The following is a 15,218-nucleotide window of genomic DNA, read 5'->3' on the forward strand; positions in this document are numbered from 1 at the left end:
CCATAAGCTCGAACAGACGATCGGCCCCCAGGGCCCACAGACGGAAGACGGTACGCATGGCCGACCAATGGATCATAAAGAATAGGCAGACCGGAGATACGTTCAGGGACGAACTGCACCTTTATTGGGAGGTTTCCGGAGATCCCATCAGCGATGACTACTCCACGGACGAGATCGACGCGGTGGAGCTGTACCGCATGTGGCGACAGCGTTACCCGGAAGATGTGCAGGAGATTAGCTGGTACGTCATGGGTAGCCGTACAACCGAAGGTGCCCCGTTTCTGCGGGTGGACGAGCACGATGAGGATTTCCTGACATTCTTCCGTCTGCCCATTCATGCCGAAAGTGGAGAGAACCTCAATTTCCTACGACTCCCGGTCGCAGACAAGCTGTGGCGACCCGGCCGCGGCGATAAGGGTGGCTTCATCCAGGAGGCTCTCGGATGGAAGCCTTCGCCTTACCAGCTGACCGCCGACTTCTCACTGCTCGATCGGATTGCAAGCCTCCGGTAGTGGTTCAGCTATCCGGGCTGGGTAGTTCAACTGTCCTTGAGCCGCCGCCCCCCGGGGAGATTCTCTCCCCAGGACGGGTACATCGCACCGTCATTGTGTTCGGCTTCGCGGCGGGCAGTCTCTGCTTCGATGGCTTTCGCCACGAAGTGACTCCAAGTGTTATCCCCTTCGGCGTAGCTGGTCGCGCGGTACGCGGCCCGCGCCCGGTTCCGCAGCGCAGCGGAGATGCTCACCGTCATATTGGCTGTTTCGGTTTCCTTGGGTTCTGCCTTCTTTGGTGTCTCCGGCCGGTGTCCGGGGAGCATCCGTGCCAGCGGCGCCTCGGCGGCCGGCGATGCCGTGCGTCGCGGGGGCAAACCGAGTGCGGGTCGGCTGGGCGTCGGTTCGGCGCTCACGCGTTGACCTCCTGGGATTCTGCGACGGCGATGCGCCGGGTCACTTCCATGGCGACTGCGTGGAGGTCCTCGGCCACGCTGGAGGCCGACTTTGGCCCGGCATTGCCGGCCTTCGCTTCACCGCGCAGGACCTCCCACCATTTCGGTCCCTTGCTGAGCTCCCGCTCGAGCTCGTGGGCCAGCAATCCACGCTCACGGCACGCCTGGGCCGTGGCCTCCGCGTGCCGGATGCTCATCGGGAACAACACTTCGTCCGTGCCAAAATCGGCGGTGAGATGGTCGCGGGTGACCTTGTGAACCTGCTTGGAATTCGTACCGGTACCGACGAGGACAACGCCCAATAGGTCCAAAGAGGGATTGAGGCCGACGACGCTGTCCATGCGTGCCGCGACGGCGGCGACACCCTTACGGCTGGACATATCTGTCTTCAGCGGTACCAGTGCGTAGCGGGCGGCGGCTACCGCGGCAGCCTGCAGAGGCTCATTTCCGGGCGGGCAGTCCAGCAGAACCAGATCGTACTCCCCCGCGACGCTGGCAAGCAGTTTGGCCAGAGCCAGCTGCGCAGCGTCACGGTCCTTCTGGGCTTTGGCTCCAAGGAATGCCGCAGCATCGTCGAGATGGGGTCCGCCGGCAATTACATCCAGGTTGGTTCGGACACCAGTCAGCAGGTCGGGTTCTCCCCCAAAACATAGCGAAGCCGCCAGACTTCTGCCGCCGTCACCTTGGTCGGCGTAGCCGAGGTCCTCGGCGAGGTTTCCTTGCGGGTCGAGATCCACGAGGAGCACACGCGACCCGCCCTCGGCGAGGAGTCCACCTACGTTAGCAACCAGGCTGGTCTTGAAGACCCCGCCCTTGCCGTTGATTACCGCGATAACGCGGCCTAGGGCACCGCGGTCCAGATCGTGTTTCATAAAATCCCCTTCCAAAGTGATCCAAGCGTAGCCAGCAACACTGGTTTTACTTGTGAAGCTGGTTTCCGTGTCTTCCCTTTTTTCACTTGTGAAACCAGTGAAGCCAGCAAATACGGGTTGACTGTCTCTGCTGTGTTCACTTGCTTTACAAGCGAACGCTCTCCAAGCGTCCGGGCTAACGTGACACTCTCCCATGACAATTGGCTTTACTTGTGAAGCTGGTTTCCCTGTGTTCACTTTTTTCGCTTGTGAAACCAGTACATACTGCTGATATTGATTGCTGGGTTCCAGTCATCTGCCCGCGGCGAAGCGCTAGGCCACCCGCCACAGCGTCCCGCCCCAGTCCAGTTCACTTTCGGAGGGAGGGATCCAGTACAACTCCGAGTCGGGGTCTTCCACCTCGTGTTCTGCAAGTTCAGGTACCAAGTTCCGATCCAGCCATGCGTGCCAGGCTGCGCGCTGCTTTCGATGGCGGCCAATCTGCTCTGCAGCATCCTCAAGTGCCCCGAGCCGGCGCGCCAACGCCGTCAGACTGGTCCCGGCCGTAATTCTCCATTGTCCGTGCCGGCGTTCAATCATGTTGTAGCTGCTCATGGTGCCCAGGGCTGTTTCTACGGCTGTCCGGCTGAGGCCTGTGGATCGGACGATGGTTGCTGTGGTGGGGGAGAGGCGTCCGCGTTCGATGGCTTCGTAAACGAGGGCAGCGACGTCGCCCAGGACGCGGAAAACGGGGCGGATGCCATGGATTTTTCCGCTGCGCCAGGACAGTTCCCGCGCGAGTTGTTCAAAATGCTGGGGGAGTTGAATCACGTAGACATCAGCGTCGCGGCCGCGGGCATCGGAAACTTTAGTCAGGATGCCGTCAGACGCCTGTTGAAGCAGCGGAAGGAGTCTGGCGATAGTGCCGTGGTGTTTGCCCAGTGCGGTAGCGAAGGTACGGCAGCCTACGTCCAACAGATCAGTCTCCATGGTCCGCATGTAGCCGAGCACCGCCCGAAGCAGCAGACGCAGACTCACGCCCTCGCGCCCGCGTTCTTTCAGTCTGTGGTCCAGGACAGCGTAGAGGACATTTTCCAGATCGTTCACGAGCTGGTGCATACCAGCCTTGCTGGTGGTTCTATCGGCCCCCCCTGTGGGTTTAGGGGGGCTTGTGTCGTTAATACGGGTAGTCCTTCTGCCTGCTGGCTGGGTTCCCCGTTTTTCGATCCAGCGGCAGGCCTTGGCCCACTCTGTGTCGATGAGACGCTCCTGCCGGTCGGTGGTGGTGTAGAGGGCCGCGAGACCGGGGAACTGGCCGTCCAGTTCGAGGCGGACCTGCTCCAGGGTCCAGCCACAGGCAGCGAAGTGGTTCAGGACCGCCATGCGGGCCTCTGAGGGGCTGGCGTACTTGGCCGTGTCGTACAGCCCGGTACGGGCCAGCACCCGCAAGGGGGATTGGCTCCCGCCGAAGGGGACGGGGCGAATACCGTGCGCCGTCGCGGCGGCCGTCATCTTGGCCGTCCGGTCTTTCAGTTCGCGGGCGCGCCTGAGCTCCGGCGCAAGGACCAGCCGGAGCGCGGTGACGGCGCTGGCGGGATTACGGCGGCGCAGGATGTCATAGGCAGCAGCCAGGGGAGTGGTGAGGATCTGGTGACCGCCGGATTTATGCGCGGAACCTGGAACCCGGATACAGCCGTCCGTGACGTTCTGGTGCGGACCGGGATCGAGACTCGGAGCCATCAGAGTCATGGCTTCGACGAGCTCCCGGGCCTCCGTGCCGCTCATGCGCTCTGCAAGCGGGATGTAAAGGTGGCGTCCGCCGCTGGGGGAGACGTCCGCGACGTAGCGGATACCGCAGCTTTCCAAGAGGATCCCGAGCCGTTGGGCGTCATCATCGACGACTCCCTGCAGCGCTTTAGAGGTGTCCAGGTCAAGGCAGAGAGTAGCCACGGAGCCATCTGCACCATGAATGAGGACAGCCGCCGGCCGTGTCGGCAACGCCGCAGTGATCCGGGGCGGGTTCTGCGGCCGCGGGTACTGGAAGCGACCGCCGATCCAGCGTCCCAAGCGGTAAGTAGATGCGCCGGCGATTAATGGGGCAAGTGCCCATGTCATTTCGGGCGTGACTTGACGCGCCGACTGTAGTGCGTCGGATGTTGACGACACGGCCGCTACAGGTACCATAGACAACAGCTAGTCCCTTCGGGGTATAGCAAATGGAGCGCCCCTCACGGGGAGCTTGATAAGTTCAGATCGCTGATCCGCCAAGATGTGGATCTGAACGTCATACTTTTTGAAGGCCCGCGAAAGCGGGCCTTCAGTTTTTAACTGGCCTTAGCGATAGGCAGGGCCTCCTGGCCAGAGATGCTGTCGAAGTCGATGGTCTTTAGGAAGTCGATCACCAAGCGAGCAACAACATCGCTCTTGGAGTCGCCGGTAATGTCCGAGAAAGCTTGCAGCTTCTGGGCATCAGCAGCCTGCATCCGCACGGTGATGTTCCGGCGGTCTCCCTTGAAGGGCTGTGGCATGGCGTCCTCATTCCTTGGTTTTCCATGGACATTCTCCATGGAACCGGAATCAGGTTCCCTTAAGTGGGATGTCGCTGCCGTGTCGCACCAATCTCCGGGCAGTCGTTCCCGCAGGTCGACCGCGCTATTCCCGTGCAGGCCAGGGTCCGCGACTGGGGTGCAAGACATTGATAGCGACATGGTTCCAATATGCCACAAAATCAAGAAATTTTAGTTATGGATCAAACTGCCGCCTCGAGGCTAACGCTTCCAAGCCCGCCGAACGATGGCTTCGACCTCGGCAGCATCGGCCGATGAGCCGCCGCCGGCGTTCAAGGCGCCATGGAACAGGTTCCTGGTTGCCAGGAGTGATCGGAAGTACTGTCCGCGACGGTCGATTCGTCGAGCCTGCACGCCAAGGAACTTAGCTGCCTCCCGTCGATTCATCCCGGAGACGATGCAGATTTTCACTGCTTCGAAGATGACCCTGTAGGCGGCCTCGTTTTCCTTGTGGACCTTGGCGAGGACGCGTTTGACGGCTAGTTGGGCGTCTTGCGGCGTGGCATTCATGAGGCAGCCTTTCTAGTCGATCGAGAGAGCCGAGCGAAGCTCGGTCTGCGGTGTGCGGTTCTTCCGGGCATAGGCGAAGAGTGCCAGACCTATCACCACGAAGGCCGTGGAGACATAGGAAACAATCATGAAGAGGTAGGTAACGTCGCCAGTCGCGCCCAATTCGACCGGATAGGTGAAGGCGCGCATCAGTGACAGCGCAAAGCCGGCGGCAATAAGCCCGGACGCGAGCCGGCCGACACGGAGCGGATTCTTGCGTGAGTCCTCGCAGGCGGGCCTGATGAGCGGGAAAACGATGTAGGCGACGTAGGCCAGCACGAGCCACGTATTCAGGCGCACACTCGGCTGCGAAGCGTAATCCAGCAGCTGCGGTGACGGATTCGGGGCATCAGTCGCCAGAAGGGTCCCAAGCAGGGCTGTGGCAACGATTCCCAGCATGGCCGCCCCTGGCGCCCCGACAGTCCACCGGCGCGCAAGCGGTGATCCGTAGGCAACGCTGAGGTGTCCGCCCAGGAACGCGACGGCCACGAGGGCAAAGTATTTGGATATCAGGTCGGTGCCATTGGTCAGCGGCATGAGCAACTCAACGCCCATGTAGACCGGGGGCAGGAGCAGCAGATAGGCCAGCGTCAGGAATATGCCCGCCAGAGCGATGCTCCTGGCTTTCCCCTGCAGTGCGTGCTGGTGACCCAGCACCGGAGTATTGATGCGTTTAAATGTCAGGCTGCCCAGGAGAATGAGCATGAGACTTACCGGGACGACGGTGAGCGGGTTCATCCCAGGAGTTCCGTCATTTTCTCCGCGTATTCGCGGGCTTCCTTCCGCTGCTTGACGCGCCTCTGCAAGAGATGAATACGGGCGGAAATGGCCTCCACTAAGGCATCATCGGGAACTTCAAGCAGCTCGTCCTCGCGCGCCCGGATCTGCCACCCGCCTTCGGCCGGCGTGATCAGTTCAGTGACCACAAAGCCGGTTGCGAAAGAGCCTCCACCGGCCCGAGACGCCGCAATCGCCAAATGGGGATTCAACTTATTTTCAGTGAGCTGTGTGGCGATATAGGTGAGCGCCATGCCCGTTTCCTCGGACATCCTCTGACGGATGTCCCCCGGGTCGATGGCATCGATCCAGGCCCGAACAGAGCCGTCATGAGGGAAGGCAATGAGGTCGATTCCCTTGCGCATCTCACGGGGAAAGTGCTTTTGAGAGGTACGGAACTGCAGCTCGGCCATGAGATCGGCGTGATGGATCTGACTCAAAATCTCTGCCGAAGAGGGCTCTATGGGCCGGGACTGAATGATCCGGTACGGACTGAAAACACTGAGCGCATCGATGACGTTCGTGCCGGTAGCCCTTGCAACGGCAATCACCGTGGACTCGGCGACATTTCCACGCCTGAGCTGATTATTCAGGGTGCCTCGATTTATGCCGGTCAGCGTGCTCAACGCAGTAGGTGACGGGCTGAGGGCGCTCCCCTCCAACCACTCCCTAAATTCGGGGGCTGAGACAGGCACGGACACTCCTTAGACAAAGGGCATAGACAAACACGGGCGATCAATACCTGCTAGGGTTGAACCAATAATTAAACTATCTGCGATAGATCAAAACTTGGTTGAATCCATCGTATCTTCTGCACCGAGTTTAGCCGGGGCCCACCTACGAGACATGACCGCTAGGCAACACAGCACAGAAGCACAGGGGGAAGCCGTGAAGCCGTCCAAGATGCTCAGCACCGGTGCCGTCCTCGCGGCACCCGTGATGTTTCTCGGCCTGGTCTTCTCCATGCTCCTGCTACTGACCCCCGCGAAACCCGCCGCTGCCGACTGTGGTCCTGCCGTTTCCGTCGTCATCGACGGCAACAACAAGGTTGAGGGCTACACCCAGGAACAGCTGAAAAATGCCGCCGCCATCATGAGCGCCGGCAAGGCACTGAACTTATCCGCAAACGGTCAGATGATCAGCGTTATGGTGGCCCTGGGCGAGTCCGGACTGCGAGTCCTGAATCATGGCGACGGTGCCGGCCCGGACTCACGCGGGTTGTTCCAGCAGCGCGACAACGGTGCGTGGGGCTCCTACGCAGACCGCACGGACCCCACCAGGAGCGCAACGAACTTCATCAAGGCCCTGCAGGCCGTGGCCGGCTGGGAGCTGTTGGAACCGACCCTTGCCGGTAACAAGGTCCAGCGCAACGCCGACCCGTACCACTACCAGAGGTACTGGCCCGAGGCGGTCAAACTCGTTCAGGCGCTCTCGAACTCGAAGTTCTCCCTGCAGGGCAGCGACTGCGCCGTGCCGGGACAATCCGGCGCGGGGGATGACTACCCGTGGAAGAACTCCCCGACCTGGTTGCAGGCCGGAGCGAACACAGCCAGCACCTCACCGCTGGGCATGTACTACCGCGAGTGCGTGGACTTCGCCCTGTGGCGGGTGAACCAGCAGATGGGTTCAGCCAGCGCACCGTTCAAGTTCCTCAACGGCACCTTCCGCCCGGACGGGCAGGGCCTCGGATCAGCCCTGACCTGGAAGGCCGGCTGGGACGCCAAAGGCTGGCCCACCGGCAGCACACCCCGGCTCGGTGCCGTTGTCTGGTACGCCCCGGGCGCCGGGGGAGCGGACCCGAACTTCGGCCACGTCGCCGTGGTCAAGGAAGTCAAGGACAACGGCACCTACGTCGAAGAGGGCTACAACGGCAACCCGGCCCCGGCGGACCACAGCTACTACACCCGGACAGTGGCCAACACCGTCCCCTCAGCTTTCCTGTACCTGCCCACTCACGAGGAGAAGAAGTGAAAAAGCCCTTGACCCTGCTCGCCGTGGCGCTGCTGTGCGTTTCCTGCGCCCCAGTGGCAAACACGACGCCGGCACCGGCGGCACCAACCAGCAAGCCCACAGCGTCCGCGCCGGTCTCTCTGAGCGCCAACAGCGGACCCCAGGCGCCCGGGGGAACCGTCCCGGCCATGATCGGCATCATCTGGGATCAGGCCAGCAAGGACGAGGCCATGGACGTCGCAGAGAACGCCATGACGGACTTCGCCCGCCCCACTGTGGAGGACAAGCAGTGGGCCAACGACCTGGCCCTCTGGCTGACCCCGCAGGCGACCGCCGACTACTCGGCAGTGGACCCGGCCAACATCCCGGCCAGCCGCGTCACCGGCCCCGCCACCCTGAGCGTCGATGAAGCCAACGGCTTCGGCGTCATGGCGGCGGTCCCCACCAACGCCGGGACCTACACGGTGCAGCTGCTCCGCACCGGCAAGGACGCCTCGTGGAAGGTCAACCGGCTCACCCCGCCCTCGTCCTAACCGCCGCACCTCCATCCCCCACACACGTAAGGAAGAAGCTCATGAGTACTACACCAACCGAAGTCATGGCATTTCCCAACATCCGGGCCATCGTCCGGGACAACGGCACCGCCGAGGTCGTCGTCGCGGGCAACTCCCGCGTCGTCCCTGCCGGGGACTCCGTACAGGAACTGCGCAACAACGTCCTGGCCCTCGTCGTTGGCGAAGCGCAGACCCTCCAGCGCCCCGTCCGGGTCCGCATCGAGGACCCCGAAGGCCACGGTGAACTCATCGTGCACCCGGACAACAAGATCGAATCCGTTTCCTACGAGCCCGCTCCGGGGCGCCGCCGGGCAGAAGCCCCCGAAACCACACCCAAGACAGTCGTCCCGGCGATCATTGCGACCGTCTCTGCGCAGGACCCCGTGGCCACTCCAGCAGAGTCCGCGCCAGTTCCTGCCCCTGCAGCACGGGTGGACGCCCCGTGGTCACCCGTCCCCGCGACGGCCAACCCGGAACCGCAATCAGCCGCCGGGGTCACTGAGGAGGCGGCGCCGACCCGGCGCAGCCTGAAGGAAACCTCGTTCCTGGTCAGCGCCCCGGTGCTGGAACCTGCCACCCAGGGCTGGCGCGGAACACTGACCCGGATGGGTTTCCGGATGGACCCCTCGGCGGAAGAACTCACCGAACGCAAGGACATCCGCACGGTGAGCCAGCACTGGCCCGGCCCGCGCACGGTCGCGGTGGTGAACCGCAAGGGCGGGGCGAACAAGACCCCCACCGTGGTGATGCTCTCGGCGATCCTTGCCCGCTACAGCGGCGCGGCCACGGTCGCGTGGGACAACAACGAATCCCAGGGCACCCTGGGCTGGCGGACCGAACAGGGCTCCCACGACCACAGCGTCCTGGATCTCATCGATGCCTCCACCGAATTGCTCTCCCCGTCAACGAACGCGGCCGAAATCGCCAGGTTCGTCCACCACCAGACGGCGGACAAGTTCGATGTCCTGCGCTCGGACGAAAACGAGGAAGGCGATCACGAAGTGACCGCCGAGGAAGTCGACATCGCCCACCAGGTCCTCACCCGCTACTACCGGCTCGTGATCATGGACTCCGGGAACACCGCCCGGGCCGCGAACTGGCGGAGGATGATCGACCACACCAACCAGCTCGTCGTCCCCGTCACCGCCATCGAGGACCGCGCAGAAGCTGCTCGGCTGACGCTGCAGACGCTGGAATCCCGGGGCGGGCACGACGCGGAACTGGCCCGCAACGCCGTCGTGATCGTCTCTGAATCAACCGACGCCAAGCGCAGCATGAGCGGAGAGGCCCTGAAGCGGGCCAAGGACGAGGCCCAGCGGATCGCGGACGGCTTCGCCCCGTTCGTCCGGGCCGTCGTCCGGATTCCTTACGATCCGGCCCTGGTCAACGGACCCATCCGCTATGAAGCCCTCCAGCCCGCCACCCAGCGGGCATGGCTCGCGGCTGCGGCCGCCGTCGCCGCCGGCTTCTAAACCACGCACCAACGGACTTTGAAGGAGGAGCCATGCAGCAGTCCCTGAACCCCTGGATCACCCACCCGGCTCCGGCCGACGGCGCGGAAACGGCAACCCCGAAGGCGCACGTGCCGCCGGCGGCAGTGATCAGTGCACCGCTGAGGGGAATGGTCGAACCGGACGCCGCAGACCGTCTGGCCCGCCGCACCGTCGCAGGCTCCGCAGCCCTGTGGATCACCGGCGCCCACGGGGGATCCGGTGAAAGCCGCATCGCTGATCTGATCGGCGGTGCGCGGGTCACCGGTCACCGCTGGCCCGTTCTCCAGGACGGCAGCAAACCGCGGGTGCTGCTGGTCTGCCGCGCAGACATGCGCGGCCTGACAGCCGCCCGGAGCGCCCTGACCCAGTGGGCCTCGGGCGCGGCGCCGGAGCTTGATCTGCTCGGCCTCGCCGTCCTGGCGGACGCACCGGGCAAGACTCCCAAGGCTCTCCGGGACTTCGCCGCCATCGTCGGCGGGGGAGCCCCCCGGCTCTGGACCCTGCCCTGGGTCGAGGCCTGGCGGCACGGAGACTCCACCACCACGCCGCCGGCCCGCGAATACCAACGCTTCATCACTGACTTAGCCGCCCTGGCAACCGACACCACACCCACCACGAACTGAAAGGTCTCTCACCATGAACCCCTTCGCTGTACTTGACGGAAGCGTCATCCCCAACCCCACCCCTGTCGTCCCGGCACAGGCAGGTGGCCTGCTCACGATCCTGAACTGGGCCTCCGGCATCGGGCTGGTCCTCGGCGTCCTGGGCGTCATCATCGTGGGCATCGGCATGGTCATCCAGCTCCAGCGCGGCGAAGGAGCCCAAGCCATCGGCAAGCTCGGCTGGGTCCTGATGGGCTGCATCATCATCACCGGCGCCTCGGGCATCGTCCGCGCCTTCGTCTAAGCCAGCACTAACAACGGGAGGTTCACCATGAGCCAGTCAACAGAGAGCACCACCGAAAGCAATCCGTTCACCAAACCCGGTTTCATCATTGCTGCCGCGCTGGTGGTCGCGCTGATCGCAGCAGCCGTCGTCATCTTCCTGCTCCCCAAAGGACAGGGGAACGCACAACCGGCCCCCGGGACGGCGGAGCCCAGCAGCTCAGCCACAACGAGCCCCACCGCCCACGCTGCCGCTGACAAAAGCGTCTGCGGACTGCCGTCAAGCACGGAAACGGCGCTGGGGGCAGCGCCTAAATCCAAGTGGGAACTTGTAGGAAAAATGGCGGCACCCACCGAGCCCAAGACCTTCGGTCCGGGCGTGACAGACGGAGACGGCTTCAGATCATGCTTCGCGAAGTCCCCAACTGGTGCCCTATATGCGGCCGCCAACATCTTGGCTTTGGGCTCCTCTGGAGATCCTGTCCTCAATCGGAAAGCAACAGACAAGCTCTTGATGCCCGGGCCGGGCCGGGATATCGCCAGGGCAGACTCCTCGTCAAAGTCCACGTCGAACACAACCGTTCAATTTCGCGGCTTCGTCATCAAGAGTTACTCACCTTCCGCAGCAAACGTTGACATCGCCTTTCAGACCGACAAAGGGATGCTTGGGCACGCGGTCCTTCCTTTGCAATGGGCCGATGGGGACTGGAAACTGGCAATTGCCGATTCCGGTCAATTGATCAACGAAATAGCCCAACTTCGAGACCTGAGCGGCTTCATCGCCTGGTCGGGAGCCTGACGTGGCAGAAAAAGCATGTGGACCCATTGATGCCGGATGTGCAGTCGGGAACTGGGTCTCAGGGCTCGCCGATGACGCCATGGGCAACATGGCGAAGGCCATCATGGAGGGCATGAGTCAGATGGTGACGACTCTGTCGACTTTCTGGGTGTCGATGCCCACGGTGAACCTGGCCAGCGAGGACGGAACGACGCCAAGCCCCATCGTCTCCATGGTGAACAGCGAATTGATGGTCTGGACTCTGACGCTGGCTGTCCTCGCCGTCATTCTCGGGGGCATCCGGATGATCTGGGAACAGCGCGGAGCACCGCTGAAAGACCTGCTCCGGTCCCTCGTCACGCTCACACTTGTCAGTGGCTTGGGCCTGGGTGTCATCTCGATTCTGGTAGTCGCCGCGGATGCTTTCTCGGCAGCCATCATCGACCGATCCACGGACGGCAAGGGCTTTGCCGAGTCGATGAGCCTCCTGATCGTGTCCGGCCAGACAGGGATCGGCGTTTTCATCCTCATCGTTCTGGGACTGATCGGGCTGATTGCCTCCCTCGTCCAGATCGTCCTAATGGTCGTCCGCAGCGGCATGCTGGTGATCCTGGCCGGCATCCTGCCCACCACCGCAGCTTTCACCAACACAGAGATGGGAAAGCAGTGGTTCCAAAAGGCAATTGGCTGGACCATCGCGTTCATCCTCTACAAACCAGCTGCGGCCATCGTCTACTCAGTCGCGTTCCTGCTCATGGGGCACAACAGCGGGAAGGACGGCCTGATCGGCTCCATCACTGGATTCACGCTAATGGTTGTCGCCCTCTTCGCCTTGCCGGCGCTGATGCGCTTCGTGACGCCGATGGTCGGGGCCGTCGCCTCCGGCGGGGGAGCGGGAGCAGGAGCCGCCGTTGGGGCCATGGCCACAGGCGCCGTATCGATGGGCCGCAGCGGCAGCGGTAAGGGCCATGCCGCCCCGACCCCGGCAAGTACACAAACCAACCAGTCAGGCGCATCTCCGAAGGGCAGTAACGGAACGCCTGGCCCCAGGGGCAATGGAGGCCGCCCGACACCCGGGGCTACCGGTCCGGGTGGGGCCACCAGCGCCATGGCCGGCGCCGCAGGCACTACCGGAGCCGGGGCAGGAGCTGCTGCCGGTGGCGGTGCCGCGTCGGGTGCGGCGAAGGCCGCAGGTCCGGCTGGCATGGCCGTCGCCGTAGGGGCACACGTAGTGTCCAGGGTTTCCCGGGCCGCACACCAGACCGCGCAGGATTCAACCGGCCAATCAGAAACAACGGAGGGCCCCAGTGGCAGCAATTAATACCGAATACAAGGAACCGTCCTACGGCAACTGGCGCGTCCCGCGCTCAGCCGGGCTGGGCAACCTCGGCGCTATCGGCACCGGCATTGTCATGGCCGGTCTGTTGGCCGGCATCATCAGCTTCGCGTTTCTTGGCCTGTTCCCGGGCCTTGCTGTCCTGGCCGTGGCCGGGGCCAGCGCGCTGTTGCTGACGGTCAAGGACAAGCACGGCCAGTCCGTTGTTGACCGTTTCGGGACGCGGATGAGCTTCCGGCTCTCCAGGTCTTCCGGGACGAATCTTTACCGTTCCGGCCCTCTCGGCGTCACGGAGTGGGGCATGTACCAGCTGCCCGGTCTCGCGGCGAAGTCGGTCCTGTACGAGTTCACCGACTCCTACAAGCGTCCGTTCGCGCTGCTGCATGTGCCGGCCACCAGCCACTACACCGTGATCTTCTCCACCGAGCCCGATGGTGCGTCCCTGGTGGACCCGGAGCAGGTCGATGCGTGGGTGGCGAACTGGGGCGGCTGGCTCGCCGGCCTCGGGGACGAAGCAGGCCTGGACGCCGCCGCGGTGACGGTCGAGACAGCGCCGGACTCCGGCTACCGGCTCCGCAATGAGGTCACGATGAACATCGACCCGAACGCCCCGGATTTTGCCAAGAACGTTCTCAACGAGGTCGTACAGACGTATCCGGAAGGTTCGGCCACGGTCCGGGCCTGGGTGTCCCTGTCCTTTAACGCCTCCCTGCGGGCGGGATCGAAGACGCGCACACCTGAGGACGTGGCCCGTGACCTCGCGTCCCGGATCCCCGGCCTGTCGGCCCGGCTGCAGTCCACCGGCGCCGGGATCGCCCGTCCGATGTCAGGGCAGGAACTCTGCGAGGTCGTCCGGATCGCCTACGATCCGCCCGCTACCCTGATCATTGATCAAGCGCACGCCGCCGGTTCCCCGGTGTCCCTGACCTGGGGCGAAGTCGGACCCTCCGCGACGCAGGCGGCCTGGGATGACTACCGGCACGACAGTGCGTTCTCAGTCTCCTGGACCATGACCGGTGCCCCGCGCGGGTCGGTGAACTCCTCGGTCCTGTCGAGGCTGCTGGCCCCGCACGGGGACATTGACCGGAAGCGGATCTCGCTGCTGTACCGGCCGATGGATTCGGCCCGTGCCGCCGCCGTGGTGGAGCGGGACCAGAACAACGCCAACGTCCGCATCACCTCCGGGACCCGGCCCTCCGCCCGCGCCCTGGTCGATGCCCGCTCCGCCGTGCAGACCGCACAGGAAGAAGCCCAGGGCGCCGGGCTGGTGAACTTCGGCATGGTCGTCACCGCCACCGTGACCGACAAGGAACGCCTCGCCGACGCTGTCGCGGCCGTGGAACAGACCTCCGGCACCGCCCGGGTGCTGCTGCGCCGGGCCTACGGCGCGCAGGACACCGCGTTCGCGGCGTCCCTGCCGCTGGGGCTGGTCCTTCCCAAGCACAGCATGGTGCCGTCCGAAATCAAGGATGCCCTGTAATGGCCCGCATGAATCTCTTCACCCGACCTGCCAAGAAGGCTGCAGCACCGGTCAAAGCTGCACCGAAGAAGAAGACGACGAAGGAACCGCGCCAGGCCGGCCCGGCTGCCCGTGGCTGGACCGGACGCGGCGGCGGCATGGCCGCCCTCGTCCCGTCCGTGAAGGAATACCGGGGAACCACGGTTCAGGTCTGCGGGCTGTGGCCGTTTTCCTCCGGGGCGTCCTCGCCCATGATCGGCGTCCCGCTCGGACGTCATGAGGAAACCCAGGCCACGGTCTGCTGTGACCCGATCAGCTGGTTCCAGCGGGCACGCCTGATTTCCAATCCGTCTGCGTTTATCCTGGGCAAGCCGGGGCTGGGCAAGTCCACGGTGGTGCGCCGGATGTTCATCGGTCTCTCCGCTCAAGGCGTCCACCCTCTGATCCTGGGGGACTTGAAAGGCGAGCACGTCAAAGCGGTCCAGGCACTCGGTGGTCAGGTTATCAAGCTCGGCCGCGGCGTCGGCTACCTGAACATCCTCGATCCCGGCCAGGCCGTCGAAGCGGCGCAGCTGCTGGAAGACAGCGGCCACCATGAGGACGCCGCCCGGGTCCGCGCCGACGCGCACGGCCGCCGCCTGACCATGGTCGTCTCGCTGATCACCATCAGCCGGAACAACCCGCCCACCGATCAGGAACAGACAATCCTGGACCGGGCCCTGCGGGTCCTCGATGACCGGTTCGACGGTGTTCCTGTCCTGAAAGACCTTCTGGAGGTGATCGTCTCCGCACCCGACGAGCTGCGGCAGGTCGCCTTGGACCGCGGCGACATGGCCGTCTACCTGAAGGAAACGCGGGCACTGGAAGCAACCCTGCTGGGCCTGACCGGGGGCGGGAAGCTGGGAGAAATCTTCTCCCGGCACACCACCAACCCCATGATGCGCGACCGCGCCGTGGTCTTCGATGTCTCCAGCATTGACGAGACCGAAACCGACCTCCAAGCTGCCATTTTGCTTGCGTGCTGGTCCTATGGTTTCGGCACCGTCAATGTCGCCAACGCCCTCGCGGACGCCG

The 15,218-nt window shown here is 63.9% G+C and carries 17 protein-coding genes; 10 read left to right on the forward strand and 7 right to left on the reverse strand.

Translation table 11 applies throughout. The annotated features are described in order from the left end of the window. Positions 1-56 precede the first annotated feature (56 nt). Entirely contained in the window at positions 57-512 is a 456-nt protein-coding gene (locus tag ACSQ1X_RS21730; protein WP_436059428.1) for a hypothetical protein, read from the forward strand. Positions 513-538: 26 nt separating this feature from the next. Here ACSQ1X_RS21730 and ACSQ1X_RS21735 read toward each other — a convergent pair whose 3' ends face one another. The 7 genes from ACSQ1X_RS21735 to ACSQ1X_RS21765 all read right to left on the reverse strand — a co-directional run bounded on the left by ACSQ1X_RS21735 (position 539) and on the right by ACSQ1X_RS21765 (position 6,316). After that, positions 539-907 (reverse strand): ParB family protein, encoded by a 369-nt coding sequence (locus ACSQ1X_RS21735; RefSeq protein ID WP_436059429.1) that lies wholly within the window; start codon positions 905-907, stop codon positions 539-541. Beyond that, a complete protein-coding gene (locus tag ACSQ1X_RS21740; RefSeq protein ID WP_436059430.1) occupies positions 904-1,818 on the reverse strand; it encodes a ParA family protein in 915 nt (304 codons plus the stop codon). The genes ACSQ1X_RS21735 and ACSQ1X_RS21740 overlap by 4 nt, the downstream gene beginning before the upstream one ends. Before the next feature lie 312 nt (positions 1,819-2,130). Beyond that, positions 2,131-3,747, reverse strand: a complete 1,617-nt coding sequence (locus tag ACSQ1X_RS21745; RefSeq protein WP_436059431.1) for a hypothetical protein — start codon at positions 3,745-3,747, stop codon at positions 2,131-2,133. 374 nt (positions 3,748-4,121) lie between these two features. After that, complete coding sequence (locus ACSQ1X_RS21750; RefSeq protein ID WP_243182081.1) at positions 4,122-4,325, reverse strand: hypothetical protein; 204 nt, start codon at positions 4,323-4,325, stop codon at positions 4,122-4,124. A 240-nt stretch (positions 4,326-4,565) separates the two neighbouring features. Beyond that, positions 4,566-4,874: a hypothetical protein gene (locus ACSQ1X_RS21755; protein WP_436059432.1), complete on the reverse strand. Its 309-nt coding sequence runs from the start codon at positions 4,872-4,874 to the stop codon at positions 4,566-4,568. 12 nt (positions 4,875-4,886) lie between these two features. Next, complete coding sequence (locus tag ACSQ1X_RS21760) at positions 4,887-5,651, reverse strand: hypothetical protein (RefSeq protein WP_436059433.1); 765 nt, start codon at positions 5,649-5,651, stop codon at positions 4,887-4,889. Continuing rightward, entirely contained in the window at positions 5,648-6,316 is a 669-nt protein-coding gene (locus ACSQ1X_RS21765) for a hypothetical protein (RefSeq protein WP_436059434.1), read from the reverse strand. The genes ACSQ1X_RS21760 and ACSQ1X_RS21765 overlap by 4 nt, the downstream gene beginning before the upstream one ends. Positions 6,317-6,593: 277 nt before the next feature. Here ACSQ1X_RS21765 and ACSQ1X_RS21770 point away from each other — a divergent pair, with 277 nt between their 5' ends. The 9 genes from ACSQ1X_RS21770 to ACSQ1X_RS21810 form a co-directional block, all read left to right on the forward strand. After that, positions 6,594-7,661 carry a CHAP domain-containing protein gene (locus ACSQ1X_RS21770; protein WP_436059443.1) on the forward strand — a complete coding sequence of 356 codons (1,068 nt, stop codon included), beginning with the start codon at positions 6,594-6,596 and terminating at the stop codon, positions 7,659-7,661. Continuing rightward, positions 7,658-8,173, forward strand: coding sequence for a hypothetical protein (locus ACSQ1X_RS21775; protein ID WP_436059435.1), 516 nt, complete (start codon positions 7,658-7,660; stop codon positions 8,171-8,173). The genes ACSQ1X_RS21770 and ACSQ1X_RS21775 overlap by 4 nt, the downstream gene beginning before the upstream one ends. Before the next feature lie 41 nt (positions 8,174-8,214). Continuing rightward, complete coding sequence (locus ACSQ1X_RS21780; protein ID WP_436059436.1) at positions 8,215-9,666, forward strand: chromosome partitioning protein ParA; 1,452 nt, start codon at positions 8,215-8,217, stop codon at positions 9,664-9,666. 32 nt (positions 9,667-9,698) lie between these two features. Further along, entirely contained in the window at positions 9,699-10,310 is a 612-nt protein-coding gene (locus ACSQ1X_RS21785; protein ID WP_436059437.1) for a DUF6668 family protein, read from the forward strand. A 13-nt stretch (positions 10,311-10,323) separates the two neighbouring features. Next, entirely contained in the window at positions 10,324-10,593 is a 270-nt protein-coding gene (locus tag ACSQ1X_RS21790) for an integral membrane protein (protein ID WP_028275338.1), read from the forward strand. A gap of 27 nt (positions 10,594-10,620) precedes the next feature. Beyond that, a complete protein-coding gene (locus tag ACSQ1X_RS21795; RefSeq protein ID WP_436059438.1) occupies positions 10,621-11,370 on the forward strand; it encodes a hypothetical protein in 750 nt (249 codons plus the stop codon). Position 11,371: 1 nt separating this feature from the next. After that, positions 11,372-12,670 carry a hypothetical protein gene (locus tag ACSQ1X_RS21800; protein ID WP_436059439.1) on the forward strand — a complete coding sequence of 433 codons (1,299 nt, stop codon included), beginning with the start codon at positions 11,372-11,374 and terminating at the stop codon, positions 12,668-12,670. Continuing rightward, positions 12,657-14,165 (forward strand): SCO6880 family protein, encoded by a 1,509-nt coding sequence (locus ACSQ1X_RS21805; protein WP_436059440.1) that lies wholly within the window; start codon positions 12,657-12,659, stop codon positions 14,163-14,165. Before ACSQ1X_RS21800 ends, ACSQ1X_RS21805 begins: the two co-directional genes overlap by 14 nt. Next, a partial coding sequence (locus ACSQ1X_RS21810; RefSeq protein WP_436059441.1) for an ATP/GTP-binding protein occupies positions 14,165-15,218 on the forward strand: 1,054 nt, incomplete at its 3' end. The genes ACSQ1X_RS21805 and ACSQ1X_RS21810, both read left to right, overlap by 1 nt.

This window comes from Arthrobacter sp. LjRoot78, from assembly GCF_964254335.1.
In the GTDB taxonomy this organism is placed as follows: Bacteria; Actinomycetota; Actinomycetes; order Actinomycetales; family Micrococcaceae; genus Arthrobacter.

Coding starts and splice junctions, on each gene's coding strand:
- ACSQ1X_RS21730 (WP_436059428.1), top strand. CDS start 57: ATGGCCGACCAATGGATCATAAAGAATAGGCAGACCGGAGATACGTTC.
- ACSQ1X_RS21740 (WP_436059430.1), bottom strand. CDS start 1,818: ATGAAACACGATCTGGACCGCGGTGCCCTAGGCCGCGTTATCGCGGTA.
- ACSQ1X_RS21750 (WP_243182081.1), bottom strand. CDS start 4,325: ATGCCACAGCCCTTCAAGGGAGACCGCCGGAACATCACCGTGCGGATG.
- ACSQ1X_RS21755 (WP_436059432.1), bottom strand. CDS start 4,874: ATGAATGCCACGCCGCAAGACGCCCAACTAGCCGTCAAACGCGTCCTC.
- ACSQ1X_RS21760 (WP_436059433.1), bottom strand. CDS start 5,651: ATGAACCCGCTCACCGTCGTCCCGGTAAGTCTCATGCTCATTCTCCTG.
- ACSQ1X_RS21770 (WP_436059443.1), top strand. CDS start 6,594: ATGCTCAGCACCGGTGCCGTCCTCGCGGCACCCGTGATGTTTCTCGGC.
- ACSQ1X_RS21780 (WP_436059436.1), top strand. CDS start 8,215: ATGAGTACTACACCAACCGAAGTCATGGCATTTCCCAACATCCGGGCC.
- ACSQ1X_RS21785 (WP_436059437.1), top strand. CDS start 9,699: ATGCAGCAGTCCCTGAACCCCTGGATCACCCACCCGGCTCCGGCCGAC.
- ACSQ1X_RS21790 (WP_028275338.1), top strand. CDS start 10,324: ATGAACCCCTTCGCTGTACTTGACGGAAGCGTCATCCCCAACCCCACC.
- ACSQ1X_RS21795 (WP_436059438.1), top strand. CDS start 10,621: ATGAGCCAGTCAACAGAGAGCACCACCGAAAGCAATCCGTTCACCAAA.